This is a genomic window from Amycolatopsis sp. 2-15 (genome assembly GCF_030285625.1).
GTDB classification, from domain to species: Bacteria; Actinomycetota; Actinomycetes; order Mycobacteriales; family Pseudonocardiaceae; genus Amycolatopsis; species Amycolatopsis carbonis.
On record NZ_CP127294.1, the window covers coordinates 3063987 to 3090761 of the forward strand.

A 26775-nucleotide genomic window follows, 5' to 3' on the forward strand; every position below is an offset into this window, starting at 1 on the left:
CCCCTCGAAGCACCCTGGCTAGGCGTAGAGCACGAGCCAGATCGCGATGTAGTGCGACACCGCCGCCAACACCGTGCACGCGTGGAAAAACTCGTGGTACCCGAAGGTCTCCGGCCAGTGGTTCGGCCACTTCACCGCGTAGAACACCGCGCCCATCGTGTAGAACAGGCCGCCCACGCAGATCAGGACCAGGGCGGCGACGCCGGCGTGCCGGGCGAGCTCCGGCATGACGAAGACCGCGACCCAGCCGAGAGCGATGTAGATCGGCACGCCCAGCCAGCGGGGCGCGTGTGGCCACAGCATCTTCATCGCCACACCGAGCAGCGCCCCGCCCCAGACGATGCCCAGGATGATGTAGCCCGTGGGCTTCGACATGGCCAGCAAGGTGAACGGGGTGTAGGTGCCGGCGATGAACAGGAAAATCATGGAGTGGTCGGCGCGCTTCATCCACTTGTACGCGCGCGGGCTCCACAGGTGGCGGTGGTAGAGCGCGCTGACGCCGAAGACGCCGAGGACGGTCAGGCCGTAGACGGACGTCGCGAGGGCGGCCAGGGGCGAGACGGTCGACGCGGCGAGGCTCACGAGGGCGGCGGTGCCCGCGACGGCGCCGAAGAAGGACCAGAAGTGGATGTGGCCGCGCAGGCGCGGGCGGGTGTCCACTTGCGCAGGCCCGGACGGTGGGGGTTCGGTCGTCACGCTCACCGCCCCCACGCTACGGGAGCGTAGGTTTTTCGCCACCCCCCGTGGCGCGTCACACGTGTGACGCGGGGGTGCGTACGCTCAGCCGACGTGAGCCTCCGGTCCTTCCTGTCCGACGTCGTCTACAGCGTCTACGGCCGCCGCCTGATCCAGCAGGCGCGGGGCCGCCATCCGCGGCACATCGCGATCATGCTCGACGGAAACCGCAGGTGGGCGCGGGAAGCCGGGTTCACCGACGTGGCCGACGGGCACCGCGCGGGTGCCAAGAAGATCGCCGACTTCCTCAGCTGGTGCCGCGAGGCCGACGTCGAGGTCGTCACCATGTGGCTGCTCTCGACCGACAACCTCAACCGCGACCCCGACGAGCTCGAGCCGCTGCTCAAGATCATCACCGACGTCACCGACGAGCTCGCGGGTCCCGCCGTGCCGTGGCGGCTGCGGATCATGGGGGCGCTGGACCTGCTGCCGCTGGACGTCGCGAAGAAGCTCACCGCCGCCGCGGCCCGCACGGAGGACCGGACGGGCATGGAGGTCAACATCGCCGTCGGGTATGGCGGGCGGCAGGAAATCGCCGACGCCGTGCGAAAGCTGCTGCTGCAGCACGCAGACGAGGGCACCTCGATCCGCGAGCTGGCGAAAATCCTCGACGTGGACCACATCTCGGAACACCTGTACACCTCCGGCCAGCCGGATCCGGACCTTATTATCCGAACGTCAGGAGAGCAGCGGCTTTCCGGATTCCTGCTCTGGCAGTCGGCGCATTCGGAATTCTGGTTCACGGAGGCCTACTGGCCGGCATTCCGTCGCGTCGACTTCCTTCGCGCGCTTCGTGACTACGCCTGGCGTCACCGCCGCTTCGGGACCTGAGGGCCCGAGCCCGGCTGGAGAACGCGGAAAGGCCCCCGGAGTCGGAACTCCGGGGGCCTTTCCGTAGCCGAGGTCGGCTATCAGCCGTGGTGCTCCAGCGAGTGGAGGACCAGCGCCGGGGTGGTGGCGATGCCCGTGTAGGCACCGGCGACCAGCGAGGCGGCGCCGAAGCCCAGGGCCCCGCCACCCTCGATGAAGGTCGCGTAGGCGTCGCCGAACGTCGGGTCCGGGGTGTAGCCGTGGTCTGCCGGCGAGGCGAACGCCGTGCCGCCGATCAGCATTAGGCCCGCAGCGGCACCGGCGATGACTCCAGCCTTCTTCAGCACTTCGCACACTCCTACAGTAGAGATACCTGGGATCCGGGGCACCGAAGTTTCCGGTGGTGTGTCCCGCAGTGAGAAAATTACCCTCGTCGCGGCCGAAATGAATGCTGGGTACGCCTATTGTGTGAGGCCGAAAACGCCTTGTTCACCCGGTCCGGTTCTGTCTTCAGGGCGCGAAATGCATTCCGGTCCACCTCGTGGTACAAGCCTTTGCACTGATCTTTCGAACGCGTTCGGTGATCTTTTTTCCATGATCATGCCACCGCGTGATCACCCGAATGCCCGTCTGGTGACGCAGTGTGACAGTGACCGGGCGTCGATGTCGGAGGACCTACGGTGAGGTGACGAATGAGCGAATCACCTGTGTGGCTGCCTGCACGAACCGCGATCCGTCGGTACCTTCCGGAAGTGAGGGCACGCGTTCCGTGCGGGTCCTCGCGGGAGGCCCTGGTCGTGGCGTTGATCGAGGGGGCGGCACAGCCGCCCACACGATGCACGAGGGGGCCGGCACCCGGCCCTCGTGGCCGCGCGCGCTGACGTAGCCAACGTCAGGGAGTGCGGACCCAGCCAGGGAGGTGCCCGGCCCAGCGAGTGCGGGCGTGGGGTGCAACACGCCCTCGAGGGAGATGCCGTCGTGACTGCGCAGCGTTCACCCCGCAAGGCCTCTGGCCGTTCTTCGACCGGTGCCTCTGGCCCGGAGAAAGCCTCGATCTCGCCCGAATCCGGGCAGTCCACGTACGTGCTCGACACGTCTGTGCTGCTCTCCGACCCCTGGGCGGTGACGCGGTTCGCCGAACACGCGGTCGTGCTGCCCCTGGTCGTCATCAGTGAACTGGAGGCGAAGCGCCACCACCCCGAGCTCGGCTGGTTCGCCCGCGAGTCGCTCAGGTTGCTCGACGACTTGCGCCTCAAGCACGGCCGGCTCGACGCGCCGATCCCGATCGGCGAAGAGGGCGGCACCCTGCAGGTGGAGCTCAACCACACCGATCCGTCGGTGCTGCCCGTTGGCTTCCGGACCGACTCCAACGACCACCGCATCCTCGCGTGCGCGCTCAACCTCGCGGTGGAACGGCCGTCGGTCACGCTGGTGACGAAGGACATCCCGCTGCGAGTCAAGGCGGGGGCCGTGGGTCTGGCCGCCGACGAGTACCGCGCGGGCGAGGTCACGCCGTCGGGCTGGACGGGCATGGCCGACGTGGACGCCCCTCAGGAGCTGATCGACAGCCTCTTCTCGGGTGGCAGCGTCGACCCGGTCGAATACAGCCTGCCCGACGTGGGTGAGCTTCCGTGCCACACCGGTCTGCGGCTGCTCGCGGGCAGCTCCAGCGCCCTGGGCCGCGTCACGGCGGACAAACGCGTGCGGCTGGTACGCGGCGACCGCGAGGCGTTCGGCCTGCACGGCCGCTCCGCCGAGCAGCGCGTGGCACTCGACCTGCTGCTCGACTCGGACGTCGGCATCGTCTCCCTCGGCGGACGCGCCGGCACCGGTAAGTCGGCGCTCGCACTGTGCGCCGGCCTCGAGTCGGTGATGGAACGCCGCCAGCACCGCAAGGTCGTGGTGTTCCGCCCGGTCTACGCCGTCGGCGGCCAGGACCTCGGCTACCTGCCCGGGTCCGAGAGCGAGAAGATGCAGCCCTGGGCGCAGGCCGTGTTCGACACCCTCGGCGCGCTGGTCAGCCAGGACGTGCTCGACGAGGTCTTCGACCGCGGCATGCTCGAGGTGCTTCCGCTGACGCACATCCGCGGCCGCTCGCTGCACGACTCCTTCGTGATCGTCGACGAGGCGCAGTCCCTGGAACGCAACGTGCTCCTCACGGTGCTCTCCCGCCTCGGCACCGCGTCGCGCGTGGTCCTCACGCACGACGTCGCCCAGCGCGACAACCTCCGCGTCGGCCGCCACGACGGCGTCTCGGCGGTGATCGAGAAGCTGAAGGGGCACCCGCTGTTCGCGCACGTCACGCTGACGCGCTCGGAGCGGTCGCCGATCGCGGCTCTTGTCACGGAGATGCTGGAGGACCACGGCTGATCCGCTCACGAAGAAGGGCTCCCGGGCGAGGTGCTCGGGAGCCCTTCTTCACGAAGTCCTACCAGCCGGACGGCAGCGGCCGGCCCTCGGCGAATCCCGCAGCCGACTGCACCCCGAGCAACGCGCGCTCGTGGAATTCCTCGATCGTGCGCGCGCCGGCGTAGGTGCAGGAGGAGCGCACGCCCGAGCAGATGGAGTCCAGCAGGTCCTCCACGCCGGGGCGGGTGGGGTCCAGGGCCATGCGCGAGGTGGAGATGCCCTCTTCGAACAGGGCCTTGCGGGCGCGCTCGAAGACGTTGTCGGTGCGCGTGCGGGCGCCGACGGCGCGCTTGGACGCCATGCCGAACGACTCCTTGTACGGCCGGCCCTGCTCGTCGTAGCGCAGGTCGCCCGGGGATTCGTGGGTGCCGGCGAACCAGGAACCCACCATGGCCGCGGAAGCGCCCGCGGCGAGGGCCAGTGCGACGTCGCGCGGGTGGCGGACGCCGCCGTCGGCCCAGACGTGCTTGCCCAGCTCGCGTGCGGCGGCGGCGCACTCGGCGACGGCGGAGAACTGCGGCCGGCCGACGCCGGTCATCATGCGCGTGGTGCACATGGCGCCCGGGCCGACGCCGACCTTCACGACGTCGGCGCCCGCGTGGATGAGGTCGCGGGTGCCCTCGGCGGTGACGACGTTGCCCGCCACCACCGGCACGGCCGGCGACACCGCGCGCACGGCCTTCAGCGCGGCGATCATCTTCTCCTGGTGCCCGTGCGCCGTGTCGACGACCAGCGTGTCGACACCCGCGGCCAGCACGGCCTCGGCCTTCGCGGCCACGTCGCCGTTCACGCCGATCGCGCCGGCCACGCGCAGGTTGCCGCCGGCGTCGGTCGCCGGGGTGTAAACGCCCGCGCGCAGCGCGCCGACGCTGGTCAGCACGCCGGCGAGGCGGCCGTCGGCGTCGAGGCCGAGCGCGAGGCGCCCGCCGTGGGTGTGGAGCAGGTCGAAGACCTCGCGCGGCGGCGTGTCCAGCGGCACGGCGACGGTCGCGGGCTGCGCGATTTCCGCCAGGCGCGCGAAGCGGTCGACGCCCGCGCACGCGGCTTCGTCGACAACGCCGACGGGCCGGCCTTCGCCGTCCACGATCACGACGGCGCCGTGGGCGCGCTTGTGGACCAGGTTGAGGGCGTCGGCCACGGCGTCACCGCCCGTGAGCACGAGCGGGGTGTCCCAGACGGTGTGACGGCTCTTCACCCACGTCACGATCTCGGCCAGCGCGGCGGTGTCCACGTCCTGCGGCAGCACCACCAAGCCGCCGCGGCGGGCCACCGTCTCGGCCATCCGCCGACCGGCGACGGCCGTCATGTTGGCCACCACCACGGGGATCGTCGCACCGGTTCCGTCCACAGTGGACAGGTCGACGTCGAAGCGGGACTCCACGTCCGAGCGGTTCGGCAGCAGGAACACGTCGTCGTAGGTCAGGTCGTGAGGGGGCAGGTGCCCGTCGAGAAAGCGCACGAGTCCCCAGACTACGTGCCCGACGCTCGGGACGCGAACCCGGCGTGACCCGTGGAACAATGCCGTTATGAACGGCCGTGACCGCGACGAAACGGGCCGAGCGCGCAACGCCCGCCCGCGCGACGGCCTCGGCCGGCCCCTGCCGTACGGCGCCGACGGCGTCGCCCGCCAGCCGGAAGGCGTCGTCCGCACTCCGGCCGAGACGGTCGCCGAAGCCCAGCAGCTCCTCGACGAGGGCCGCCCGTTCCACGCCCACGAGGTCTTCGAAGACGCGTGGAAGGCCACCGACGGCCCCGAGTGCGAACTGTGGCGCGGCCTGGCGCAGCTGGCCGTCGGCATGACCCACGCCCTGCGCGGCAACGGCGCGGGCGCCGTCGCGTTGCTGGAGCGCGGTGCGGTGAACCTCGAGCCCTTCGCCGCCACTCCGCCGCACGGGATCGACGTACCCGGCTTGCAGGCGTGGGCTCGCGAGCTGGCCGGCGAGGCGAAGACGCGCATGCTGGCCGAGCCCGTTCCGCCGCGGCTGAAAGCAGGCTGATTCCGGTCGGTGCCGGCCGGCACACTGCTGCCAGGCGATCGAGGCCTTCGCGGCGTTTGCCCGGCCGCACAGGTCGTGAGATCACCAGGGCACGGGGCCGTCCTCGTTGAGGAACGTTCCGGTCGGCGCCGCGGCGCCCTGCGCGACGAGGTCGAGGACCACGCGCGCGCCCTGTTCGGCGGTGCGGGGGCCGGTGTGGCCGTTGAGGTCGGAGGCGATGAAGCCGGGGGTCACGGCGTTGACGTGGAAGTGCGCGTACGCGGGGTCGGCGCGAAAGGTGCTCGCGTAGCGGATGGTGAGCATGACGAGCGCGGTTTTCGACGACGAGTAGGCGATGATGTCCGTCGCGGCCGCGAACTGCGAGCCCTCGGCGGTGGTGAGGGCGAGCGACGCGGAGGTGCTGGCGACGTTGACGACATGCGGCGCTTCGGCGGCGCGCAGGAGGCCCAGCATCCGGTGCGTGACGGCGGCGACGCTGAAGAGGTTCGTTTCGTAGGCGCGACGAAGGTGTTCCGCCGTCAGCTCGGCGGGTTCGACGGAGAAGCGGGCGCCGGCGTTGTTGACGAGGACGTCGAGCTTGCCGTGGCGGGTTTCGAGGTGGCGGGCGACGTCGTCGATGTCCGCCGCGGACGTCACGTCGAGCCGGACCGGCGTCACGGCCAGGCCTTCGGCGCGGAGCTCGGCAGCGGTCTTCTCGCCGAGGGCGAGGTCGCGGCTGCCGAGCAGGACGGTGGCGCCCCGGCGGGCCAGACCGCGGGCGATTTCGCGGCCGAGACCCTTGTTGGCGCCGCTCACGAGGGCTGTGATCATGGCCGCCAGCGTCGTCGCGGAGCTCGGCGGTCACCAGGCCGTAACAGGGCCACCCGCGGTTAACCTGGCAACGTGAACGCCATCGGCGAGTTCCTGCGTGCCCGGCGGGCGCTGGTGAGCCCCGCCGACGTCGGCCTGCCCGACGACGGTCCGCGCCGCGTGCCGGGGCTGCGGCGCGAGGAGCTGGCCGCCGTCGCGGGCGTGAGCGTGGACTACTACGTGCGCCTCGAGCAGGGCCGCGACCGGCACCCGTCGCCCCAGGTGCTCGACGCGCTGGCCCGCGCCCTCCGCCTGGGCGACGACGGCGCCGCCCACCTGCACCGCCTCGCTTCGCCGCCCCGCGTCACCGGCGGCGAGCTGCCGACCGGCGTGCGCGAGCTGGTCGAGCACAACGGCGCCCCGGCGCTCGCGTGGGGACGGCGGATGGACGTGCTCGCCGCCAGCCCGCTCGCCCTCGCGCTGGCGCCGATGTACCGGCCGGGCACCAATCTCGCTCGCGCGTTTTCCTCGACCCCTCGGTGCGTTCGCTGCACCCTGGTTGGGCGGCGATGGCCCTCAACGTGACGGCGATGCTCCGCGCTCGGACGGCGTTACCCGATCCGGCGCTGGACACCCTCGTCGCCGAGCTGCTGGCGGCCAGCCCGGACTTCGCCCGGCTCTGGCCCCGCCACGACGTCCGCACGAATGCCGCGCCGCGCAAGGTTTTCCACCACCCGGCGGTGGGTGAGCTGTCGCTGGGGCGGCAGGTGCTGACGGTGCCGGGTGGGGAGTGGGATGTGCTGATCTACCACGCTGAACCGGGCAGCGCTGCTGCTCACGCGTTGGCTCGGCTGGTTTAGCTCTCCGGCCAGTCCTTCGACGCCGTCTTTTCCTCGCCGATCGTGGTGCCCTCGCCGTGGCCGGTGCGGACGGACGTGGCGTCCGGGAGGGAGAAAAGGCGTTCGCGGATGGACTTGACGATGGTGGGGTAGTCCGAATAGGACCGTCCGGTGGCGCCGGGGCCGCCGTGGAACAGGGTGTCGCCGGTGAAGAGGACGCCGAGGTCGGGCGCGTGGAGGCAGACGGCGCCCGGGGCGTGGCCTGGTGTGTGGATCACCTTGAGGTCGGTGCCGGCGATGGTGATGGTCTGGCCGTCGGCCAGGTCGCCGTCCGGGGCGCGGTCCGGGTGCGTGAGGTCCCAGACGACCCGGTCGGCAGGGTGCAGCAGGATCGGCGCACCGGTGCGTTCGGCGAGGGCGGGGGCGGCGTTGACGTGGTCGTTGTGGGCGTGGGTGCAGACGATGGCGCGTAGCGCGCGGTCCCCGACCACGTCGGCGATGGCGTTGGCGTCGTGCGCCGCGTCGATCACGATCACCTCCGTGTCGTCGCCGACGATCCACACGTTGTTGTCCACGTCCCAGCTGCCGCCGTCGAGCTCGAACACGCCCGAGGTGACCAGGTTCTGCACTATCGCCGTCATGGTCTGCAGACCCTAGTGCCCATCCGGCCGTCCAGCCGTATGTCGCCGGTATCTACTTTCGGGTAGACTTACTGCCGGTAAGTTAGCCGCGAAGACGGGAGCGCCATGACCGCCGCTCGGGAACTGCTGGCCGAACCCCTCAAGCTGCGGTGCGGCGCCGTGCTGCCGCATCGCCTGGCGAAATCGGCGTTGAGCGAGCAGCTCGGTGACCGGCGCAACGCCCCGACGCGCGAGCTCGCCGACCTGTACCGCACGTGGGCGCACGGCGGGGCGGGCCTGCTCGTGACCGGCAACGTGATGGTCGACCCCACGGCGCTCGGCGAACCCCGCAACGTCGCGTTGCCCGTCGGCCCCGATCCCGCCGCGTACGAGCCGTGGGCGCGCAGCGTGGCCGGCACCGACGCGCAGCTGTGGGTGCAGCTCAACCACCCGGGCCGGCAGAGCCCGCGATTCCTTTCCCGCCAACCGGCTGCGCCGTCCGCGGTGCCGTTCGGCAGCCGCGGGGTGCGGACCGCGTTCGCGGCACCGCGCGCGCTGACCGGCGACGAGATCGAGACGATCGTGGACCGGTTCGCGTTGGCCGCGCGGACGTTCGTCGACGCCGGGTTCACCGGCGTGCAGCTGCACGGCGCCCACGGTTACCTGATCTCGCAGTTCCTCTCCCCGCTCACGAATCTCCGCGACGACGAGTGGGGCCGCGACCGCAGCCGCTTCCTGCTGGAGCTCGTGCGACGCGTGCGCGCGGCGGTCGGCGACGCCGTGCCCGTGTCGGTGAAGCTCAACAGCGCCGACTTCCAGCGCGGCGGCTTCGGCGAGGACGAGTCGCTGCGCGTGGTCCGCGCGCTGAGCGACGCCGGCATCGACCTGCTCGAGATTTCGGGCGGTACCTACGAAAAAGCCGTGATGATGGGTTCCGGACGCGAGAGCACCGCGCGTCGCGAGGCGTATTTCCTGGACTACGCGGCGAAAGCGCGGCAGGTGAGCGACGTCGCGCTGATGGTCACCGGCGGCTTCACCACCGCCGCCGGGATGGCGGACGCGTTGCGGTCCGGGGCGTTGGACATGATCGGACTGGGCCGGCCGCTGACCGTGGACCCGGAGCTGCCGGGCCGGTTGCTCGCCGGCGAGGACGTGCGCGCGGAACGGCTGTGCCCGCACACCGGGATCCGCCTGGCCGACAGCCTGCTCGAAGTCCAGTGGCACACGCAGCAGCTGCACCGCTTGGCGGCGGGCAAACCGGCGGACCGCAGCCGCGGCGCGTGGCGCGCGCTGGTGCGGACGGGGATCAACGATCCGCTGAACGCGTTTCGGCGGGTGCGTGCGTGAGCCAGCCGTCGAGGACCTTCGCGACGCTCGCCAGCGCGACGAACAGCACGGCGATGAGCACGCAGTTCACGGCCACGCGGCCGTAGCCGAGCTCGGCGGCGTTGACGAACGGGTACGGGTAGAAGCCGCCCTGCGCACCGCGGATCAGGGTGAACGCCAGCCACGCCGGCGGCCAGCAGGCCGACCACGCGACCGCGCGCCACTGCAGGACGCGCGGCGACGCGACGAGGAACCCGAGCACCGCGATGATCGGCGACACGGTGTGCAGCATGACGTCGGCGAACAGGGCCGCGCCGCTGAGGTCGAGCAGGCCGGACAGCGCGACGTGGTAGACCACGCCGGTCACCGCGATGCCGATCAGCGCGTCGAGCCACAGCACGCGCAGCAGCCCGTTGGCCCGCGCGCCTGCTCCTGCCGCGAACGCGACGGAGGCCAGCAGCACCAGCACGTTCGACTCGATGGTGAAGTACGCGAACATGTTGGCGACGCGCGCGCCTGCCGACGCGTAGCGGCCCGGCGTTCCCGCGCTCACGAAGCCCTGCGTGACCAGGCCGATCAGGACCACGAGGGCCGTCACCCCGAACCAGATCCGGGTCAGTCGCGTCGGTGGCATGCGGTGAGATTACGGTTGCGGCCTGCTCGGACCCAGCCGAAACGACGCGGTGTCACCCCGTCGGGGGTGCTCAGGCCGGCGGCTCGCGCAGGCGTTCGGTGACCGTGCGAAGGGTGTGCAGCTCCGCGGCGGACAGCCGGGAGGTCACGAGCCGGCGGACGCCGTCGAAGTGGGTGTCCATCGCCGTGGCGAGGAGCTTTTCGCCGGTCTCGGTCAGCTGCGCGTCGACGGCTTGCTGACCGGGCTGTGACACGCGGGCCACGAGGCCGCGGCTGCGGAGCCGGGTGATCAGCTTGGTCACGCCACCGCGGCTGACCACCAGTTTCTCTGCGAGATCCTTCATGCGGCACCGGCCGCCGGGCTGGAGCCACAGCTGGTAGAGCGTGTCGAACTCGGCGATCGACAGGTCGTGGTCCGCGCGCAGTTCGGCGTCGAGTACGCCGAGCACGCGTGCTTCCAGTTCGAGCAGCCCGCGCCAGGCGAGCAGTTCGTCCTCCGACAGGTGGGGCACCGGGCGTTCCCCGTGCGTCGCGGTCACGCCCCCACCGTAACCGAGCGTGCACGTTGGTCCGGGAGGGGCCTTTCCGGAAATCTCGTTGACGGGGAAACGAGATTGCGCGTACCGTCATTCTCACAGCTCCGGGAACAGCGAAAGGAATCGTCATGGGTATTCGGACGACCGGGTGTCATCACATGGCTTTCGTGACCAACGACATGGAAGAAACCGTGAAGTTCTACAACGGGGTGCTCGGGTTTCCCATTGTGGTGACGCTGCAACTGCCCGACCCGGACCCGTTTCCCGGTGCGGTGCCCGGGAACCTCGCCGGCAGCAGGCACTACTTCTTCCGCATCAGCGAGCAGGACACGATCGCGTTCTTCGAGTTCAAGGACGTCGAGATCGCCGCGGACAACTCGTTGCTCGGGGCGGGCAACCACCTCGCGATCACCGTGCCTTCCGAGGGGGAACTGCAGCACGCGAAATCGGTGCTGGAGGAGAACGGGATCAAGGTCAACAGCGAACTCGACCACGGGTTCTGCCACTCGATCTACTTCGAGGACCCGGTGAACAAGATCGCGCTGGAGTTCGCCACGTGGCAGCACCCGTGCGATGTCGCGCAGCCGTTCCTGCAGGACTCCGAGCCGGTGCCGGCGGCGCTGGCCGCGATCGGCGCGGACGTCTACGGGGAGCACCTGCTGCAGTACACGCCGGACGGCCACGGTGGCGCGGACCGCTGAACCCGTCCGCCGGTCCCGCGACGCCGCGCCCGAGCAGAACCTGGTGTGGGGCAGCGGATCCCTGCGGGAACTCCCGGCGATGACCGACGTCCTGGATTGCCGCCGCGTGCTGGCGGTGGCGTCCCGGTCGGCGGATCCGGCCGTCGCCCGGCTGCCGGGACTGCTCGGCGGGCGCTACCTCGGCCGGTGGTCGGACGTGCCCGCGCACGTGCCTGCCCACCAGGCCAACCTGGCCGTCGGCTCGGCGCAGGAAACCCACGCCGACGCAGTCCTGGCCATCGGCGGCGGCTCGGCGATCGGGCTGGGCAAGATCGTTTCCCTTGCGCTGCGGCTGCCGCTGATCGCGGTTCCGACCACCTTCTCCGGGTCGGAACGCACGTCGCGCTACTTCGTCACCACCGACCGCGGCAAGGAAACGGGGACGTCCGGCCGGGTTCTGCCGCGCGCGGTGCTCTACGACCCCGACCTGGTCGCGGGGCTGCCCCGCGAGGTCGTGGCGGGCAGTGGCATCGCCGCCGTTGCGCATTGCTTGGAGGTGCTGTGCCATCCGGCAAGCGAGGAAGCTCTTGCGTCGGCTCGTGAGGGGTTGCTTCTGCTGTGGGACAGCCTCGCTTCTCTCACCGGCGGCGCTGATGACCTCTCGACGCGCCAAGACGCCTTGGCCGGCGCCGGCCTGGCCGGGCACGCGCTGCACGAGCTCGGTCGGCCCGGTGTGGTGCACCAGATTTGTGATCTGCTGTCCACGCGGTGCGGGCAAGGCCTTCTGTACGCGCTGTTTCTACCGCTCGTACTGCGCGCGTACGGAGACGCAGCCGACGGGGCGCGTGCCGCACTGGCGGAGCTACGACCCGGGGTGTCGGCTGAGCAGGCAGTGGCCGAGTTCGCGGTGCGGCTGGGCTTGACCGCGGAGGCCGACCCGCGGCGGGCTGCGAGCGCGGTTGGACTTGGCGCGGCTGAGCTTCGGCCGTTGCTTGCCGAGTTGTCCGTGGCAGCAGGGGATCGGGCGGAAGCGGCGGTGTTCGAGCGTTTGGCTGCGAGCTGCTGACTTGCCTCGGCGACAAGCCCGGCGAAGGGCGCGACTCACGAGCCGCGCCCTTCGCCGTAGTTGTTCAGAGCCGCGTCAGCGAAGCGCCTTCACCAAGGCGGGGACGAAGACCGACGCGTCGACCGTGCCCCAGCCGCTGGCGATGTCGAAGCCCGGGGCGGCGGTGAAGCCCTCGACGCCGTCCTGGCTGTTGTCGCCGGTGGTGACGTCGACGATGCCCGCCTTGGCACCCTTTGGGCCGAGCTTTTCGTAGAGGGCCGGGTTGATCTGGCCGAGCTTGGCGTGGTTGGCCTGCACCGCCAGGGCGAGCACGCCGGCGAACAGCGGTGCCGACTGCGACGTGCCGGAAACGCCTTCCATGCTGATGTCCGGGAATGAGCGCATCTTGCTGCCGGTGATCTTCTTGACGCTGTCCTGCCACGCCGGGCGCGCGTAGGCCTTCGACAGGCCCGCGCCTTCGCCGAAGCCGTTGTCGGCGACGTTCACAAGGTCGTCCGGCTTCGTGCGGGCGCCGGTGGAGTCGAGGTGCAGCTGCGTGCCGCCGAGGGTGGTCACGCGCGGGTCGCTGGCCGGCCAGCTCGCGACGCGGTACGGGTAGTTGCCCGGGCCCTGCAGGAAGCCGCCGGTCGGGCCGTCGTCACCCGAGGACGCGACCATCGTGATGCCGGCCTTGCTCGCGCGCTCCAGCGCCGGGTCGAGCGTTTTGATGGACTGGAACGACGGGAAGTTCTCCTCCGTGGTGCCGAAGCTCATCGAGATCACGTCGGTGAGCTTGTGCTTCGTGAGGTAGTCGACGGCGTTCATCATCTCGGGCAGGCCGGTGAAGCCCTGCGTCTCGGCGACCGGCGTCGCGGCGACGATGATCTTCGCGTTGGGCGCCATCGCGTGCATCATCGTGACGTCGAGGTCGGTCTCGCCGCCCCAGGACTCGCAGGTCGCCGTGTCGACGCCCGGGTCGGTGCACGCCGGGACCGAGCCCGACGGCTGGAGCACCTCGACGTTGGCCGGCGGCAGGCCGTGGCGCTGGGAGTACTCGTCGAGCACCTGCTTCACCTGGTCGTCGCCGAACGACACCAGCGTGGTGACGGTGGCGCCCGCCCCCGTGATGCCCTGGTTCCACAGCTTCGTGGCGTTGTACGCGACGCTTTCCCTGGGCAGCGCGGACATCGCCGCGTCGAGCTTCGCGACGCGATCGGCCACCGTGTGCGCGCCGATGAACGACTTCGCCGCCGCCGAGAAGTGGTGCAGCGACGGAGCCGGCGCGTTCGTGGCCGCGCCGGCCGGAGCCGCCACGGCCGTGACGGCCAGCGCGACACCCGCGAGCAGGGTCATCGGCCGGACGGCGGACCGAACCCGAAAAGTCATGTCGTCTCCCCAGTGGTGAGCGATGCGGTACCGCCCACTCTCATGCATCGCCGGAGGGGACAACATCGACTTTCGTCTGGCCTTTCGGCCGCGGCCGGGCGAATTGACCGGTGGTGTCCGGATGTCATTCGGCCCGATCACCTCGCAGGAGGCCGCGCACGGTGTCGATCGTGTCGGCGTCGGCTGCTTCCTTGTCCGGCCGGTACCGCACCACGCGCGCGAACCGCAGCGCCAGCCCGCCGGGGTAGCGCGTGCTGATCTGCGCGCCGTCGAGTTCGATCTCCACGACGACCTCGGGCCGCACGTACACGGTGTAGCTGTCGCGGTGGGTCTCGATCTCCTGGAACCGCTTCGTCTGCCACGCCAGCAGCTCATCGGTCATGCCCTTGAACGTCTTGCCCACCATGATCGGCGGCCCGCCGTCCGGGTCGCGCGCGCCGAGGTGCAGGTTGGACAGCGTGCCCGTGCGCCGCCCGTGGCCCCACTCCACCGCGAGCACGACCAGGTCGATGGTGTGCACCGGCTTCACCTTGAGCCACGCGCGGCCCCGGCGCCCCGCCGCGTACGGCGACGTCAGGTCCTTCACCATCACGCCCTCGTGGCCGCCCGCCATCGCCGCGTCGAGCACCGCCGCCGCGTCGGGCGGCTCCACCTCGCCGGGGATCACGTGCTCGCCCGCGACCTTCCGCAGCGCCGCGTTGCGTTCCGACAGCGGCGCGTCGAGCAGGTCCACGCCGTCGAGATGCAGGCAGTCGAAGAAGTACGGCCGCAGCAGTAGCGCCCGCACCTGTTCCTCGCGCGTGCTGCCGAAGCGGCTCATCGTCTCCTGGAACGGCCGCGGCCGGCCGTCGTCGGTGAGCGCGAGTGTCTCGCCGTCGAGCACCACCGACTCGCACGGCAGCGCTCGCACGAGGTCCACCAGCTCGGAGACGCTGGCCGTGATCTCCCGCAACGTGCGTGTGTACACGTGTACTTCCGTGCCCTGGCGGTGAACCTGGATGCGTGCACCGTCCATTTTGTACTCGACGATCGCGTGCTCGTGTTCCGCCACCGCCTCGTCGAGCGATTCCGCGGGCGAAGCGAGCATCGGTTTGATCGGGCGCCCCAGCGTGAGTCGGAACTCGGCCAGCCGCGCCGCACCGCCCGTCATCGCCGCGTATCCCGTGACGGAAAGCTTGCCGGACAACATGAACGCCCGCCGCACGTCCGCGGCGTCCACCTCGGCCGCCGCCGCGACGGCGTCGACCATCACGCCCTCCAGCGCGCCCTGCCGCAGCTCCCCGGTGACCAGCCGGAAGAGGAACTCCTGCTCGCCGCGGGTGAGCCGCGTGAACAACGCCGTGAGCACGTCGGCCCGGCGCTTGACCGACCCCGCCCCCGATGCCGCCGCGACCTCCGTGAGCGCCGCGTCGACCTCCCGCACCTCGACGCTCGGCTCCGGTGTCGGCTCGACGGCCAGCTCCGCGAGCGTGCGCCACCCCGCGCCCAGCCGGTCCTGCGCCGTCTGCCCCGTGAGGTACGCGATCACGGCCGGCAGCTCGGCCGTCTCGGCGGCGCGCAGCACCGCGGCGAGGGTGGCGATCTTCGCCTTCCTCGACCGGGTGGCCGCCAGCTCGGCGGACGCGGTGACGATGTGGGTGAGCAGCACCCGACCATCATGACCCGCGGCACCGACAGTTTCCCGGTGAAGCGCGACTGACCTGGGAAACGTCAGGCCGGGTACGGTTCGGCCCTCCGCGCCGACCGCAGCGCGCCCGCCCACCAGGCCAGCTGGTCGAGCAGCGTTTTCGCGTACGCGGCGACGTGTGGGTCGAGCGGATGACCGTCCTCCCCACGCGGTGAAGTAGTTCGGGAAGGCGAGGCCGTCGCGGATGGTCACTGCGTGCAGTTCGGTCAGTACGTTCTCCAGGTGCAGCACCGCGTGCCGGCCGCCGGCCGCACCGCCGTAGCTGACGAACGCGACGGGCTTGGCCGTCCACTGCGTGAAGTGCCAGTCGATGGCGGCCTTCAGCGACGCGGGATAACTGTGGTTGTACTCCGGGGTGACGACGAGGACGGCGTCCGCGCTTTCCAGCGCCGAGGTCAGCACCGCCATCCCGGCGGGGCGCGGGTAGCTGTTGCCTGCGTACTTGGGGGGTGCCGCGGGCAGCGACAGCGGGATCTCGACGTCCGCCAGGTCGACGACCTCGACCTCGAACCCGCCGTGCTCCCGGGCCCGCTCGGCCACCCACGAGGCGACGATCGGGCCGAACCGGCCGTCGCGGACGCTGCCGACGATGATCACGAGTTTGTAAGCCATGGTCACCACAGTGCGGTCCGGCCGAGGCGGTAACCAGACCGCGCTCAGGCTGGCCCCCCTGCGGCCACGCTGAGCACGCCCGAACCGGCTTATGCTCGGTGACATGGGGACGCCGCTGGGGGACTTCATCAGGGCCAAGCGCGACAGCACCCAGCCGGAGACGCTGGGCCTGCCTTCGCACGGCCGTCGCCGCTCGCCCGGCCTGCGGCGATCGGACCTCGCCGCGCGGGCCGGCATCAGCGTCGAATACCTGACGCGCATCGAGCAGGGCCGCGACCGCAACCCGTCCGTGCCGGTCGTGAACGCCCTCGCCGACGCGCTCAGCCTGGACCCCGCCGAACGCACCCACCTGCGCTACCTCACGAAGATCACCGGTGGCGAGTGCACAGTCCACGTCCGGCCCGCACCCGCTCGGCGGGACGTGCGTGCCTCGGTCCTCCAGACCCTCCGGCTGCTCGAACCCGGCATCGCCGTGGTGACCAACCGGCTGGGTGACGTCCTCGCCCACACCACCGGCTTCGCCGCGGTGACGAGCGGAACGGGGCTGCTCGACGCCGAGGCTCCGAACCTCACCCGCTACGTCTTCACCGACCCTCGCGCTCGCGCGTTCTTCGCCGACTGGGCCGAGGTCGCCGACGAGCAGGCGTTCGACCTGTGGCTGGGGCCCACGGTCGAGAACTCGGAGTGGCTCACGGCGGAACTCGCCCCCGTCGCCGGTCCGGAGTTCACCAGCCGCCTCAACTCGACCGTCGTGCCACCACGCGGGGTTCTGCGGTTGAACCACCCGGGTGGACGTTCGTTGCGGCTGCACCGGGAGATGATGGAGCTCGCCGAGGGTGCGCAGCAGTTGGTCGTCTTCCTGCCGGCGGACGAAGAAACGGCTCGGGTCGTCGCGCAACTCCACCGGCAGCCGGCCGGGCGGCTTCGGGCCATCTCCTGAACGTTCCGGCGTCCGCCGCCGCGCTGATCACCGCGAGCGGAGGGGATGGCGGGCCAGGAAACCGGCCAGTGCCCTGGCGACTCCGGCCGGATCGCGAACCTGGAGCAGGTGGTTGAGCCCGGGCAGCGTGGCGTCTTCGGTCTGCGGGAGCCAGGCGTGCACCAGGTCCCGGCCCTGCGCGAACACCGGGAGGCTTTCCGAGCCGAGGAGATACAGGACCGGTTGCTCGATCGTCGTGGCTTGGTCCGCGCCGAAGTCCCAGCTCCGCACGGCGGGCAGCTCCGACTCGAATATCGTGGCCGCCGCTTGCTCGACCCGTTGCGGGCCGCCGGGTACGACTCTGTCGTACTCCGCCTTCCAATCCGCGCCCCACACGGCCGTGAAGAACGCGTCCACCGCCGCCGCCGTGTCTCCGGCCCGGTAGATCTCGAGCACCGGTTCCACCGAGGCGAAGAAGGCGGCGCCGTCCGGCACCGAGAGCAGTGCGGGTTCGAGCAGGCACAGGGTCTGAACCCGCGCGGGCGCGTCCACGGTCAGTTGCAGCGCGATGAGCCCGCCCGAGGACTTTCCCAGCACGTGAGCCTTGTCGACGCCACAAGAGTCCAGCACGAGCCGGCAGTCCTCGGCGTGCCGCCGGATGGAGACCGGCGCGTCGCCCGCGTTCCGTCGATAGTCCCTGCGCCGGAACGAGATCAACCGGCAGCGGGCGGCGAGCTCCGGCTCGCGGTGCAACGGCAGCATTTCCTCGGCTGCCCCGCCTCCGTGAATCAGCAGCAGCGGTTCGCCCGCGCCGTGTTCGGTGACGTCGAGATCCACCGTGGCCACACTCTCCATCAGAGTGGCGCTCTCACTTCGAGCTGTAGGAATGCTTGCCGGTCCCGGCCAGCTGGCCTCCTTCGACGATCAGGTACTCGTCGCGGATCGGGCGGCCCGCGAGGTAACACTCGAGGATCTCGCGGGTCCCGGCCGCGTACCTGGCCTGCGCCGACAGTGAGGTGCCGGACGTGTGCGGGGTCATCCCGTGGTGCGGCATCGTCCGCCACGGGTGGTCCCGTGGTGCGGGCTGCGGGAACCAGACGTCGCCGGCGTATCCGGCGAGCTGACCCGACTCCAGGGCCCGCACGACCGCGTCCCGGTCGCAGATCTTTCCCCGGGCCGTGTTGACCAGGTAGGCGCCCCGTTTCATCTGACCGATCAGGGTGTCGTCGAACATGTTCTCGGTTTCGGGGTGCAACGGCGCGTTGATCGTGACGACGTCGCACTCCCGCACCAGCGACTGGACGTCCGGGTGGAACGTGGCGTCCAGCTCCGCCTCGACCTCCGCCGGGAGCCGGTGCCGGTCGGTGTAGTGCAGCCGGACGTCGAACGGCTTCAGCCGGCGCAGCACCGCGGTCCCGATCCGGCCCGCGGCGACGGTGCCGACGTTCATCGCTTCGAGATCGTAGGAACGGGCGACGCAGTCGGCGATGTTCCAGCCGCCGTCGAGCACCCACTGGTGCGCCGGAAGGTAGTTGCGCACCAGGGAAAGGATCATCATCACGACGTGTTCGGACACGCTGACGCTGTTGGAGTAGGTGACCTCCGCGACCGTGATCCCGTGGTCGATCGCGGCGGCGAGGTCGACGTGGTCCGAGCCGATCCCCGCCGTGATCGCGAGCCTCAGCTTCGGCGCCTTCGCGATGCGTTCCGCGGTCAGGTAGGCGGGCCAGAACGGTTGCGAGATCACCACTTCCGCGTCCGGGAGCTCCCGTTCGAACAACCGAGCCGGCCCCCTCCTTGTCGGAGGTCACCACCAGCTCGTGGCCGGCCGCCTCCAGGAAACGGCGCAGCCCCAGCGCCCCGGACACGCACCCGAGCAGTTCTCCCGGCGTGAAGTCGATCGCGCTCGGGCTGGGTGTGGTCTGGCCGTCCGGATAGCGGTCGACGTGGGGAACGCTGTCCCGCGCGTAAGAGCTCGGGTAGCCGTCGACCGGGTCGTCGTAGAGCACACAAAGCACTTTCGCCACGAGAATCCCTTCGGTTGCGTGACCGGACAAGTCACGCGGTGTCGCGTTGCCGCTGCGGGTTACCGGACGCGGCCATGGCGTGCTCCTGGTGCGAGCGCCGCAGGTGTTCCTCCGGGGTGACGACCTTCGCGGGTGGCACCCACTCGAACAACTTCGACGAGTCCTTCAGCAGCACGAACGTCAGCGTGCCGAAGCAGAACGGCAGGGTGAGGGCAGGCAGGCCCCACGGCACGAAGATCGACCCGATGGCCCCGAAAAGCAGGGCCGTGAAGATCGCGCACAGGACACCGAGAATGGCCGAGCGCCAGGTCAGCACGTAGAACACACCGGCGATCGCCAGCGCGGCGTCGAAGGAGTTGAAGCCCCACAGCCCGTTGTAGATCAGCACGCCGTCGGCACCGAGGGCCATGCCGGTCAGCATCCCGACCGCCGAGCCGACCAGCGCGAAGACGGCCGCGATCCGGGAGCAGAACGCGATCCCGACGATGATCAGCACACCGGCGAGGAGGCTGTTGCAGAAGAACAGCTGGCCGATGCCGCGGAAGATCGCGTTGATCACGGCCACCACGTCGGTGTTGCCGACCGCGTCGGCGCTCTCCCGCAGTGACGTCCGCACACCGGGCCCGTTCACTTGGGGTGCCGCCGGGGCGATCGCCTCACCGAGCCGCCCGCGCGTGATGTGCAGCGCGGTGATCAGGAACAACAGCGTGGTGATGTTGAAGGCCAGCGTGAACGGGGGCACGCCCCACGCGCCGCCGAACGCCGCCGCCAGCGCGGCCATCAGAATCGAAGACACCGCGCTCAGCAGGATGATCCACAGGATGACGATCCCGTCCCACTCAGGTGAGAGGAACAGGGCGAGCCCGAGGCCGACGAGCACGCCGTTGAACCCGTAGAGACCCGCGTGGATCGCGTCGCGGTCGAACCCCAGTGCCAGTGCGGCCAGCGTCGAGGCCACCACCCCCACCGTGGCGCCGAACCCGAGCCACGGTTCCTGAAGCCAGGTGGCCAGCAGGATGAACGCGCCCGTGATCGGGCTGTTCATGAACACGACCTGCCCGATGCCGCGCAGGCAGTACTCGATGAACCCGACCACGGGCACCTTCAGCGCCCGTTCGTCGACCTCGGGCATGGTGCCGTTGATCCATCGCAACGGTCCGTGGTGGCCGCGTTCCGGTGGTGCTGTGGTCATGACCGCCTCCTCCGGCGGATGGGTGCTTTCTCGACGTGCCGGGCCGGGCGGGAGGCAGACGACCTCCCGCCCGGGTCACCGAGCCGGTCCAGGCGTCAGAAACTCGCCGTCGGCACGCTCATTCCCTGTTCGACCTGCGCCGGGCCGGAAGCCGAAGGACGCACGTCGATGTCGAAGATCGCTGTGGGCAGATACACGGTGGAGCACGAGTTCGGGATGTCGACCACGCCCGAAAGCCTGCCCTCGATCGGCGCGGAGCCCAGGATCATGTACGCCTGGATCGCGCTGTAGCCGAACTTCTGCAAGTAGTCGATGGCGTGCAGGCAGGCCCGCTGGTACGACAGGTGCGAGTCGAGGTAGTGCTGAACCCCGTCGAGCGTGACCGAGGTGCCGGAGAACGCGAGCCACTGGCTGTACAACGGGTCGACGTTGCCCGGCATGAAGATCGCGTTCTCGGAGACGCCGTAGGTCTCCATCCCGCCCTTGATCAGGTCGACGTGCAGGTCCATGAACCCACCCATCTCGATGGCGCCGCAGAAGGTGATCTCGCCGTCGCCCTGCGAGAAGTGCAGGTCGCCCATCGAGAGTTTCGCGCCGTCGACGAAGACCGGGTAGAACACCCGGGTTCCCTTGGTGAAGTTCTTGATGTCCTGGTTCCCGCCGTTCTCCCGGGGCGGCGCGGTGCGCGCGGCCTCGGCCGCGACCCGGTCGAAGTCGGCGCCGGTGAGGCTGCCGAGGACCGCGGAATCCGGCAGCGGGGGCAGCGCCAGCGGTGGCACCCGGTCCGGGTCGGTGTCGATCAGCGCCTGCTCGCGCGCGTTCCACTTGGCGAGCAGGGCACCGGACGGAGCCGTGCCCATCAGGCCGGGGTGCACGATGCCGGTGTAGGAGACCCCCGGGACGTGCCGCGAGGTGGCGATTCCGCCCATGAAGTCCCAGACCACCTTGTACGCGTCGGGGAACCACTCCGTGAGGAAACCGCCGCCGTTCTTGGTGGCGAAGACACCGGTGTAGCCCCAGCCCTGGCCGGCGAGTGGTCCCGAGTCCTCCTGCGGGATGGGACCGACGTCGAGGATGTCGACGATGAGGAGGTCACCCGGCTGCGCGCCCTCGACCGCGATCGGCCCGCTGAGCACGTGCACGGCGGGCAGCGGTGCGTTCAGCACGTCTTCGGCGGAATCGTCGTTGTGGATCGCGCCGTCGAACCATTCGCGGCAGTGGACGCGGAACGAGTCTCCGGGCTTGACCTGAACCTGGGCGGGAATATCCCCGTGCCACCGGTTGTGGCCGACAATTGCTTGTTCAGTGAATTTCTTCGTGGAATCGAGTGAGAAAACAACTTGCGGCATGGCATCTCCCGACGGCTTGGTGGGCGACCGGCATTGCGAGTGCTGCGCACCTCCGCAACGCGGAGCGTGGCGGCTCCGCAGAGCACTCCGGGCATCAGCCGCAGTTCTTCTTCGCCGGCCCAGCAAGCGGGCCATTGCCCGGAAGGGCGCAGGCTGGGTCGCGTTCGCCTACGGTCTCGGCAGACGTCGCAGCGCGGGGTTCGCTGTCGTCACCGGCCCGCGCGACCGGCCGCGAGCGGGCGGCACCGCGGACACCACGGCCGGCTCGTCGCGAGTTTTCTCCGTCCGGTCGATGGCCGTGACCAGCTCACGCGGTGCCAGTGAAAGCATCGGTGCGCAGTAGTTCCGGGCTGCTTCGCCACCGCAGACCGGACACGGCGATCTCGGCTCGGCCGTCCCCATCGGCAGGCGCACCTCGAACACACCGTCCCGGGCGCATCGATATTGGTACGTCGCCATCGCAGCCTCCCAACTGCTTGCTCTCTCTCCGTCGCGGAATTGATCAAACCGCACTGTGGAAATGGAAATAAGAGCGATCATCGACGTTACCAGCCAGGTGATTCGGGCACAACGAAGGGATACGCCGGAATGAATTTGTGCGCAGAGGTACGCCTTGTCCACTTGCGGTGACCGGTTCGCCGGCCGGTGCGGTGAAACGACGAACGGCCCGCCTTCCCGAAAGGAAGCGGGCCGTCGCGCGAGAAACCCTACTTGCCGCCGCGAGCCATCCGCAGCACGTCGAGCGCCTCGTCCAGCTGAGCCTCGGTGAGCTTGCCGTCCTTGACGAAGCCGCGTTCGATCACGACCTCGCGGATGGTCTTGAGCTCCTTGAGCGCCTGCTTCGCCACAGCCGCAGCGGCTTCGTAGCCGATGTATTTGTTCAGCGGAGTCACGATGGACGGAGAACCCTCGGCGTACTGGCGGGTCCGCTCGACGTTGGCGGTGACGCCGTTGAAGACCTTGTCCGCCAGCAGGCGCGAGACGGCGGCCAGCAGGCGGGCCGACTCGAGGACGTTGCGGGCGATGACGGGCAGGTTCACGTTGAGCTGGAAGTTGCCCGCCGCGCCGGCGAAGGCGACGGCGGCGTCGTTGCCGACGACCTGGGCCACGACCTGCAGTGTCGCCTCCGGGATCACCGGGTTGACCTTGCCCGGCATGATCGAGGAGCCCGGCTGGAGATCCGGCAGGGCCAGCTCGGCGAGTCCGGTGCGCGGGCCGGAACCGAGCCAGCGCAGGTCGTTCGCGATCTTGTTGAGGGACACGGCGATCGTGCGCAGGTGGCCGGACGTCTCGACCACGCTGTCCTGCGTCGCCTGCGCCTCGAAGTGGTTGCGGGCCTCCGTGAGCGGCAGGCCGGTGAGCGCGGCCAGCTCCGCGGAGACGGCAGCGCCGAAGCCGTCGGGAGCGTTGAGGCCGGAGCCGACAGCGGTGCCGCCGATGGGCAGCTCGCCCAGGCGCGGCAGCCCGGACTGCAGGCGCTCGATGCCGAAGCGGATCTGCGCGGCCCACGCGCCGGCTTCCTGGCCCAGCGTGATCGGCACGGCGTCCATGAGGTGCGTGCGGCCGGACTTCACGACGCCGGCCCACTCCTGCGCGCGCGTTTCGATCGCGCCGGCGAGGTGCTCCAGGGCCGGGATGACGTCGGTGAGCACGGCTTCCGTGGCGGCCACGTGGATGGTCGTCGGGAACGTGTCGTTGGACGACTGCGAGGCGTTGACGTGGTCGTTCGGGTGCACGTCGCGGCCAAGGGCGCGCCTGGCGAGCGTCGCGATGACCTCGTTGGCGTTCATGTTCGACGACGTGCCCGAGCCGGTCTGGAAGACGTCGATCGGGAACTGGTCGTCGTACTTGCCCTCGGCGACACCGTCGGCGGCCGCGGCGATGGCCTCGGCGAGGTCGGCGTCCAGCACGCCCAGCTTCTGGTTCACGCGCGCGGCGGCGGCCTTCAACAGGCCCAGCGCGCGGATCTGAGCGCGCTCGAGACCGCGGCCGGAGACGGGGAAGTTCTCCACGGCACGCTGCGTCTGCGCGCGGTAGAGCGCGTCGACCGGGACGCGGACCTCACCCATCGTGTCGTGTTCGATCCGGTATTCCTGTTCTGCCATACCCCCGATTCTGGCCCTGTTTCGTGATGACGGCGTGGTGGCGTCGCCCACGCCGATCCGGCGATTCACCCGGTGGTTGCGACTAAGATCGGATGTGTTCTCGATCACCGCCAACCACCACTGGCTGGAGCGAGCTGTATGGACTACGACCTCGTGATCATCGGCGCCGGGCCCACCGGGCTGTTCGCCGCCTACTACGCGGGATTCCGCGGCCTTTCCATGGCCGTGGTCGATTCCCTGCCGGAGCCGGGCGGCCAGGTCACCGCGATGTACCCCGAGAAGATGATCTACGACGTGGGCGGCTTCGCGGCGATCCGCGGCCGCGACCTGGTGCAAGGCCTCGTCGACCAGGCCGCGCCGTGGCACCCGGCGTACCTGCTGGGCCGCAAGGCCGAGAAACTGGAAACGGTGGGAGACCGAGTCGAGTTGACCCTCGACGGCGGCGACGTGCTGAGCGCCGGCGCCGTGCTGATCACGGCCGGGATCGGAGAGTTCACGCCCCGCCCGTTGCCCGCGGGCGACGGCTGGCTGGGCCGCGGGATGGTGCACTTCGTGCCGTCGCTGCAGGTCCACGCCGGGCAGCACGTGGTCGTGGTCGGCGGCGGCGACTCGGCGTTCGACTGGTGCCTGGCGCTGCACCCGGTGGCGGCGAGCGTGACGCTGGTGCACCGGCGCGGGAAGTTCCGCGCGGCCGAGTCGATCGTGCGGCAGGTGCGGGAGCTGGGCGTGCCGCTGGTCACCGACGCCGAGGTGACGCGGTTCGTCGAGTCGCCTTCCGGTGCGCTGGAGGGCGTCGAGGTGTCGGTGAAGGGCGGCGAGGACCTGTCGCTGCCGGCCAACGCCGTGGTCGCCGCACTGGGGTTCACGGCCGATCTCGGGCCGATCGAGAGCTGGGGCCTGGAGATCGACCACCGTGCCATCACAGTCGATTCGACGATGGCGACGGCCCGCCCGCGCGTGTACGCGGCCGGGGACGTGGCGCACTACCCGGGCAAGGTGAAGCTCATCGCCACCGGCTTCGGCGAAGCGGCGACGGCGGTGAACAACATCGCGGTGGCGCTCGACCCGGACGCCCACCTGTTCCCGGGCCACTCCAGCAACGCCGAGTGACCCGATCCCGAACGCCCCAATGTGGCGTTCGGTGCGTTGGACGCACCCAATGTGGCGTTCGGTGCGTTCAGCGCAACCAACGCCGCATTGGGGCGCGGTGCGTCAGCCGGTCTTGGATGCGATCCACGGCTCGTACGCGACCACCGACGTGTAGATGGAGGGAGCCGTCGCGCACGTCGGGGAGCCGTTGCCGGGGCGGCTGGTCACGCCGATGAGCGTCCAGTGGCCGCCGTCGCGGGTCAGCTCGGGGCCGCCGGAGTCGCCGTAGCAGGAGCCGGCCTTGCCGGCCGGGTTGTCGGTGCAGAGCTCGGCCGTGCCGTCGAAGGACGACGTGCACTTGGCGCCCTCGACGAGGTGCGTGTCGAGCTGCTGCAACGTCGGCACGGGGCGGCCGCAGCCGGGCGTGGCGCAGGTCTGGCCCCAGCCCAGCACGCGGGCCGGGGTGCCCGGCGCGGCGGCGGCGCCGACGGCGATCGGCGTCGTCTTCGCGGGCGCGGCGAGGCGGACGAGCGCGAGGTCGCCCGTCTGCGTCGAGGCGTTGAAGTGCGGGTTGAGCACGATCTCCACCGGCTGGGCAGTTTCGCCGCCGGAGTCGCTTTCGTTGGTGCCCAAGCGGAACGTGAGCGTCGCCGGGTCCTTTCCGGACACGCAGTGGGCGGCGGTGGCCACCCACGTGGGCGTGATCAGCGAGCCGGCGCAGAAGAGCGTGCCCGATTCGGTGTGCATGGACACCGCGAACGGGTAGGGCTCGTCGGCGCCGGTCCCGCCGACGAGCGCCGGCCCGGCGGTCGCGCTGCCGGCGGCGAGCGCCGCTCCGGCCAACAACGTGAACAGCAGCGCGAACAACCGCTTGGGCACCTGGCGACTCCTTGGGGTCAGGGCAGGGGCGGGACGACGTCTTCGTCCTCGCGCACGTCGAGGTTGCCGTCGAAGTTCACGGACGAGTAGGCCCGCAGCTTCTCCAGCCGGTGGTAACCGTCGATCATTCTGACGGTGCCGGACTTGGACCGCATCACGATCGACTGCGTGGTGGCGCCGCCGGCGCGGTAGTGCACGCCGCGCAGCAGGTCGCCGTCGGTGACGCCGGTGGCGCAGAAGAAGATGTTGTCGCCGCGCACGAGGTCGTCGTTGGTGAGCACGCGGTCGAGGTCGTGGCCCGCGGCCAGCGCCTTCTCGCGCTCCTCCTCGTCCTTCGGCCACAGCCGGCCCTGCAGCTCACCGCCGAGGCACTTCATCGCGCACGCGGCGATGATGCCTTCCGGCGTGCCGCCGATGCCGATCAACATGTCGACACCGGTCGTCGGGCGGGCCGCGGCAATGGCACCGGCGACGTCGCCGTCGGAGATGAAGCGGATACGCGCGCCGGCCTCGCGGATCTCCTTGATGATCTGCTCGTGGCGCGGCCGGTCGAGCACGCACACGGTCACATCGCCGACGCTGGAGTTCTTGGCCTTCGCCACGCGGCGGATGTTCTCGGCGATCGGCGCGGCCAGGTCCACCTTGCCCGCGGCGTCGGGTCCGACGGCCAGCTTCTCCATGTAGAACACGGCCGACGGGTCGAACATCGCGCCGCGCTCGGCGACGGCCAGCACGGCCAGCGCGTTGGGCATGCCCTTGGCCATGAGGGTGGTGCCGTCGACGGGGTCGACCGCGACGTCGCAGTCGGGGCCGTCGCCGTTGCCCACCTCTTCGCCGTTGAACAGCATGGGGGCTTCGTCCTTCTCGCCCTCGCCGATCACGACCACACCGCGCATCGAGACGGTGGAGACGAGCTGGCGCATCGCGTCGACGGCGGCTCCGTCGCCTCCGATCTTGTCGCCGCGGCCGACCCAACGGCCGGCGGCCATGGCGGCGGCCTCGGTCACGCGGACCAGCTCCATGGCGAGGTTGCGGTCGGGTGCTTCGCGACGTGGGTCGCTGGCGGTGCTCATGCGGGCCTCCCGGATCGCGGAATTCGGCGGGAGGACAG

The 26775-nt window shown here is 70.4% G+C and carries 26 protein-coding genes and 1 pseudogene; 10 read left to right on the forward strand and 17 right to left on the reverse strand.

Features of this window, described 5'->3' with window-relative positions:
* Window positions 1-18 precede the first annotated feature (18 nt).
* Window positions 19-660: a PAQR family membrane homeostasis protein TrhA gene (gene trhA / locus QRX50_RS15035; RefSeq protein WP_285974462.1), complete on the reverse strand. Its 642-nt coding sequence runs from the start codon at window positions 658-660 to the stop codon at window positions 19-21.
* Between the two features lie 129 nt (window positions 661-789).
* On the opposite strand from trhA, the gene QRX50_RS15040 reads away from it, so the two are divergent.
* Window positions 790-1566, forward strand: a complete 777-nt coding sequence (locus tag QRX50_RS15040) for an isoprenyl transferase (RefSeq protein WP_285972559.1) — start codon at window positions 790-792, stop codon at window positions 1564-1566.
* 80 nt (window positions 1567-1646) lie between these two features.
* On the opposite strand, the gene QRX50_RS15045 is transcribed toward QRX50_RS15040, so the two are convergent.
* Entirely contained in the window at window positions 1647-1892 is a 246-nt protein-coding gene (locus tag QRX50_RS15045; RefSeq protein ID WP_285972560.1) for a hypothetical protein, read from the reverse strand.
* A gap of 736 nt (window positions 1893-2628) precedes the next feature.
* On the opposite strand from QRX50_RS15045, the gene phoH2 reads away from it, so the two are divergent.
* Window positions 2629-3915: an RNA 5'-3' helicase PhoH2 gene (gene phoH2, locus QRX50_RS15050; protein WP_285974463.1), complete on the forward strand. Its 1287-nt coding sequence runs from the start codon at window positions 2629-2631 to the stop codon at window positions 3913-3915.
* Window positions 3916-3973: 58 nt separating this feature from the next.
* Here the strand turns inward: phoH2 and guaB1 are convergent, their stop codons facing one another.
* On the reverse strand, window positions 3974-5413 hold the full coding sequence (guaB1, locus tag QRX50_RS15055) for a GMP reductase (protein WP_285972561.1): 1440 nt from the start codon (window positions 5411-5413) through the stop codon (window positions 3974-3976).
* A 67-nt stretch (window positions 5414-5480) separates the two neighbouring features.
* On the opposite strand from guaB1, the gene QRX50_RS15060 reads away from it, so the two are divergent.
* Entirely contained in the window at window positions 5481-5951 is a 471-nt protein-coding gene (locus QRX50_RS15060) for a DUF309 domain-containing protein (RefSeq protein WP_285972562.1), read from the forward strand.
* Between the two features lie 81 nt (window positions 5952-6032).
* On the opposite strand, the gene QRX50_RS15065 is transcribed toward QRX50_RS15060, so the two are convergent.
* Window positions 6033-6761 (reverse strand): SDR family NAD(P)-dependent oxidoreductase, encoded by a 729-nt coding sequence (locus tag QRX50_RS15065; RefSeq protein ID WP_285972563.1) that lies wholly within the window; start codon window positions 6759-6761, stop codon window positions 6033-6035.
* A 72-nt stretch (window positions 6762-6833) separates the two neighbouring features.
* Here QRX50_RS15065 and QRX50_RS15070 point away from each other — a divergent pair, with 72 nt between their 5' ends.
* Together QRX50_RS15070 and QRX50_RS15075 are read left to right on the forward strand one after the other, a co-directional pair.
* Complete coding sequence (locus QRX50_RS15070) at window positions 6834-7325, forward strand: helix-turn-helix domain-containing protein (protein WP_285972564.1); 492 nt, start codon at window positions 6834-6836, stop codon at window positions 7323-7325.
* Window positions 7310-7600, forward strand: a complete 291-nt coding sequence (locus QRX50_RS15075; RefSeq protein ID WP_285972565.1) for an MmyB family transcriptional regulator — start codon at window positions 7310-7312, stop codon at window positions 7598-7600. Before QRX50_RS15070 ends, QRX50_RS15075 begins: the two co-directional genes overlap by 16 nt.
* Here QRX50_RS15075 and QRX50_RS15080 read toward each other — a convergent pair.
* Complete coding sequence (locus tag QRX50_RS15080) at window positions 7597-8220, reverse strand: MBL fold metallo-hydrolase (RefSeq protein WP_285972566.1); 624 nt, start codon at window positions 8218-8220, stop codon at window positions 7597-7599. The two genes, QRX50_RS15075 and QRX50_RS15080, sit on opposite strands and share 4 nt — an antisense overlap.
* A gap of 105 nt (window positions 8221-8325) precedes the next feature.
* On the opposite strand from QRX50_RS15080, the gene QRX50_RS15085 reads away from it, so the two are divergent.
* Window positions 8326-9546: an NADH:flavin oxidoreductase/NADH oxidase family protein gene (locus QRX50_RS15085; protein WP_285972567.1), complete on the forward strand. Its 1221-nt coding sequence runs from the start codon at window positions 8326-8328 to the stop codon at window positions 9544-9546.
* Here QRX50_RS15085 and QRX50_RS15090 read toward each other — a convergent pair.
* Window positions 9506-10159, reverse strand: a complete 654-nt coding sequence (locus QRX50_RS15090) for a Pr6Pr family membrane protein (RefSeq protein WP_285972568.1) — start codon at window positions 10157-10159, stop codon at window positions 9506-9508. The two genes, QRX50_RS15085 and QRX50_RS15090, sit on opposite strands and share 41 nt — an antisense overlap.
* A gap of 70 nt (window positions 10160-10229) precedes the next feature.
* On the reverse strand, window positions 10230-10697 hold the full coding sequence (locus QRX50_RS15095; protein WP_285972569.1) for a MarR family winged helix-turn-helix transcriptional regulator: 468 nt from the start codon (window positions 10695-10697) through the stop codon (window positions 10230-10232).
* Between the two features lie 155 nt (window positions 10698-10852).
* Here QRX50_RS15095 and QRX50_RS15100 point away from each other — a divergent pair, with 155 nt between their 5' ends.
* Window positions 10853-11395: a VOC family protein gene (locus QRX50_RS15100; RefSeq protein ID WP_285972570.1), complete on the forward strand. Its 543-nt coding sequence runs from the start codon at window positions 10853-10855 to the stop codon at window positions 11393-11395.
* Entirely contained in the window at window positions 11379-12440 is a 1062-nt protein-coding gene (locus QRX50_RS15105) for an iron-containing alcohol dehydrogenase (RefSeq protein ID WP_285972571.1), read from the forward strand. Before QRX50_RS15100 ends, QRX50_RS15105 begins: the two co-directional genes overlap by 17 nt.
* A gap of 75 nt (window positions 12441-12515) precedes the next feature.
* Here QRX50_RS15105 and QRX50_RS15110 read toward each other — a convergent pair whose 3' ends face one another.
* The 3 genes and pseudogenes from QRX50_RS15110 to QRX50_RS50575 all read right to left on the reverse strand — a co-directional run.
* A complete protein-coding gene (locus QRX50_RS15110; RefSeq protein ID WP_285972572.1) occupies window positions 12516-13805 on the reverse strand; it encodes a S53 family peptidase in 1290 nt (429 codons plus the stop codon).
* 124 nt (window positions 13806-13929) lie between these two features.
* Window positions 13930-15453 carry an ATP-dependent DNA ligase gene (locus QRX50_RS15115; RefSeq protein WP_491700788.1) on the reverse strand — a complete coding sequence of 508 codons (1524 nt, stop codon included), beginning with the start codon at window positions 15451-15453 and terminating at the stop codon, window positions 13930-13932.
* A gap of 255 nt (window positions 15454-15708) precedes the next feature.
* Window positions 15709-16233, reverse strand: a pseudogene (locus QRX50_RS50575) (NADPH-dependent FMN reductase); the annotation flags it as partial.
* Here QRX50_RS50575 and QRX50_RS15120 point away from each other — a divergent pair.
* Entirely contained in the window at window positions 16208-17044 is an 837-nt protein-coding gene (locus QRX50_RS15120; RefSeq protein WP_285972574.1) for a helix-turn-helix domain-containing protein, read from the forward strand. The pseudogene QRX50_RS50575 and the gene QRX50_RS15120 overlap by 26 nt on opposite strands.
* 27 nt (window positions 17045-17071) lie before the next feature.
* Here QRX50_RS15120 and QRX50_RS15125 read toward each other — a convergent pair whose 3' ends face one another.
* From QRX50_RS15125 to QRX50_RS15145, 5 genes are all read right to left on the reverse strand, one after another.
* Window positions 17072-17869, reverse strand: a complete 798-nt coding sequence (locus QRX50_RS15125; RefSeq protein WP_285972575.1) for an alpha/beta fold hydrolase — start codon at window positions 17867-17869, stop codon at window positions 17072-17074.
* Window positions 17870-17891: 22 nt separating this feature from the next.
* Window positions 17892-18803, reverse strand: a complete 912-nt coding sequence (locus tag QRX50_RS15130; RefSeq protein ID WP_285972576.1) for an NAD-dependent formate dehydrogenase — start codon at window positions 18801-18803, stop codon at window positions 17892-17894.
* 278 nt (window positions 18804-19081) lie between these two features.
* On the reverse strand, window positions 19082-20242 hold the full coding sequence (locus tag QRX50_RS15135) for an urea transporter (RefSeq protein WP_285972577.1): 1161 nt from the start codon (window positions 20240-20242) through the stop codon (window positions 19082-19084).
* A 95-nt stretch (window positions 20243-20337) separates the two neighbouring features.
* Entirely contained in the window at window positions 20338-21591 is a 1254-nt protein-coding gene (gene fmdA, locus QRX50_RS15140) for a formamidase (protein ID WP_285972578.1), read from the reverse strand.
* A 707-nt stretch (window positions 21592-22298) separates the two neighbouring features.
* Window positions 22299-23696 (reverse strand): class II fumarate hydratase, encoded by a 1398-nt coding sequence (locus QRX50_RS15145; RefSeq protein ID WP_285972579.1) that lies wholly within the window; start codon window positions 23694-23696, stop codon window positions 22299-22301.
* A 138-nt stretch (window positions 23697-23834) separates the two neighbouring features.
* Between QRX50_RS15145 and QRX50_RS15150 the strand changes: the two genes are divergently transcribed.
* Window positions 23835-24806: an NAD(P)/FAD-dependent oxidoreductase gene (locus tag QRX50_RS15150; RefSeq protein ID WP_285972580.1), complete on the forward strand. Its 972-nt coding sequence runs from the start codon at window positions 23835-23837 to the stop codon at window positions 24804-24806.
* Between the two features lie 102 nt (window positions 24807-24908).
* On the opposite strand, the gene QRX50_RS15155 is transcribed toward QRX50_RS15150, so the two are convergent.
* Both QRX50_RS15155 and glpX read right to left on the reverse strand, forming a co-directional pair.
* Window positions 24909-25664 carry a S1 family peptidase gene (locus QRX50_RS15155; RefSeq protein WP_285972581.1) on the reverse strand — a complete coding sequence of 252 codons (756 nt, stop codon included), beginning with the start codon at window positions 25662-25664 and terminating at the stop codon, window positions 24909-24911.
* 17 nt (window positions 25665-25681) lie between these two features.
* Complete coding sequence (glpX, locus tag QRX50_RS15160; RefSeq protein WP_285972582.1) at window positions 25682-26737, reverse strand: class II fructose-bisphosphatase; 1056 nt, start codon at window positions 26735-26737, stop codon at window positions 25682-25684.
* Between the last annotated feature and the right edge of the window lie 38 nt (window positions 26738-26775).

Bases quoted from the DNA above. Each gene is read 5' to 3' on its own strand.
- QRX50_RS15085 (WP_285972567.1), top strand. From the start codon at position 8,326: ATGACCGCCGCTCGGGAACTGCTGGCCGAACCCCTCAAGCTGCGGTGC.
- QRX50_RS15065 (WP_285972563.1), bottom strand. From the start codon at position 6,761: ATGATCACAGCCCTCGTGAGCGGCGCCAACAAGGGTCTCGGCCGCGAA.
- QRX50_RS15075 (WP_285972565.1), top strand. From the start codon at position 7,310: ATGGCCCTCAACGTGACGGCGATGCTCCGCGCTCGGACGGCGTTACCC.
- fmdA (WP_285972578.1), bottom strand. From the start codon at position 21,591: ATGCCGCAAGTTGTTTTCTCACTCGATTCCACGAAGAAATTCACTGAA.
- QRX50_RS15120 (WP_285972574.1), top strand. From the start codon at position 16,208: ATGGGGACGCCGCTGGGGGACTTCATCAGGGCCAAGCGCGACAGCACC.
- QRX50_RS15080 (WP_285972566.1), bottom strand. From the start codon at position 8,220: ATGACGGCGATAGTGCAGAACCTGGTCACCTCGGGCGTGTTCGAGCTC.
- QRX50_RS15150 (WP_285972580.1), top strand. From the start codon at position 23,835: ATGGACTACGACCTCGTGATCATCGGCGCCGGGCCCACCGGGCTGTTC.
- QRX50_RS15090 (WP_285972568.1), bottom strand. From the start codon at position 10,159: ATGCCACCGACGCGACTGACCCGGATCTGGTTCGGGGTGACGGCCCTC.
- QRX50_RS15100 (WP_285972570.1), top strand. From the start codon at position 10,853: ATGGCTTTCGTGACCAACGACATGGAAGAAACCGTGAAGTTCTACAAC.
- QRX50_RS15145 (WP_285972579.1), bottom strand. From the start codon at position 23,696: ATGGCAGAACAGGAATACCGGATCGAACACGACACGATGGGTGAGGTC.
- QRX50_RS15135 (WP_285972577.1), bottom strand. From the start codon at position 20,242: ATGACCACAGCACCACCGGAACGCGGCCACCACGGACCGTTGCGATGG.
- QRX50_RS15110 (WP_285972572.1), bottom strand. From the start codon at position 13,805: ATGACTTTTCGGGTTCGGTCCGCCGTCCGGCCGATGACCCTGCTCGCG.
- glpX (WP_285972582.1), bottom strand. From the start codon at position 26,737: ATGAGCACCGCCAGCGACCCACGTCGCGAAGCACCCGACCGCAACCTC.
- QRX50_RS15060 (WP_285972562.1), top strand. From the start codon at position 5,481: ATGAACGGCCGTGACCGCGACGAAACGGGCCGAGCGCGCAACGCCCGC.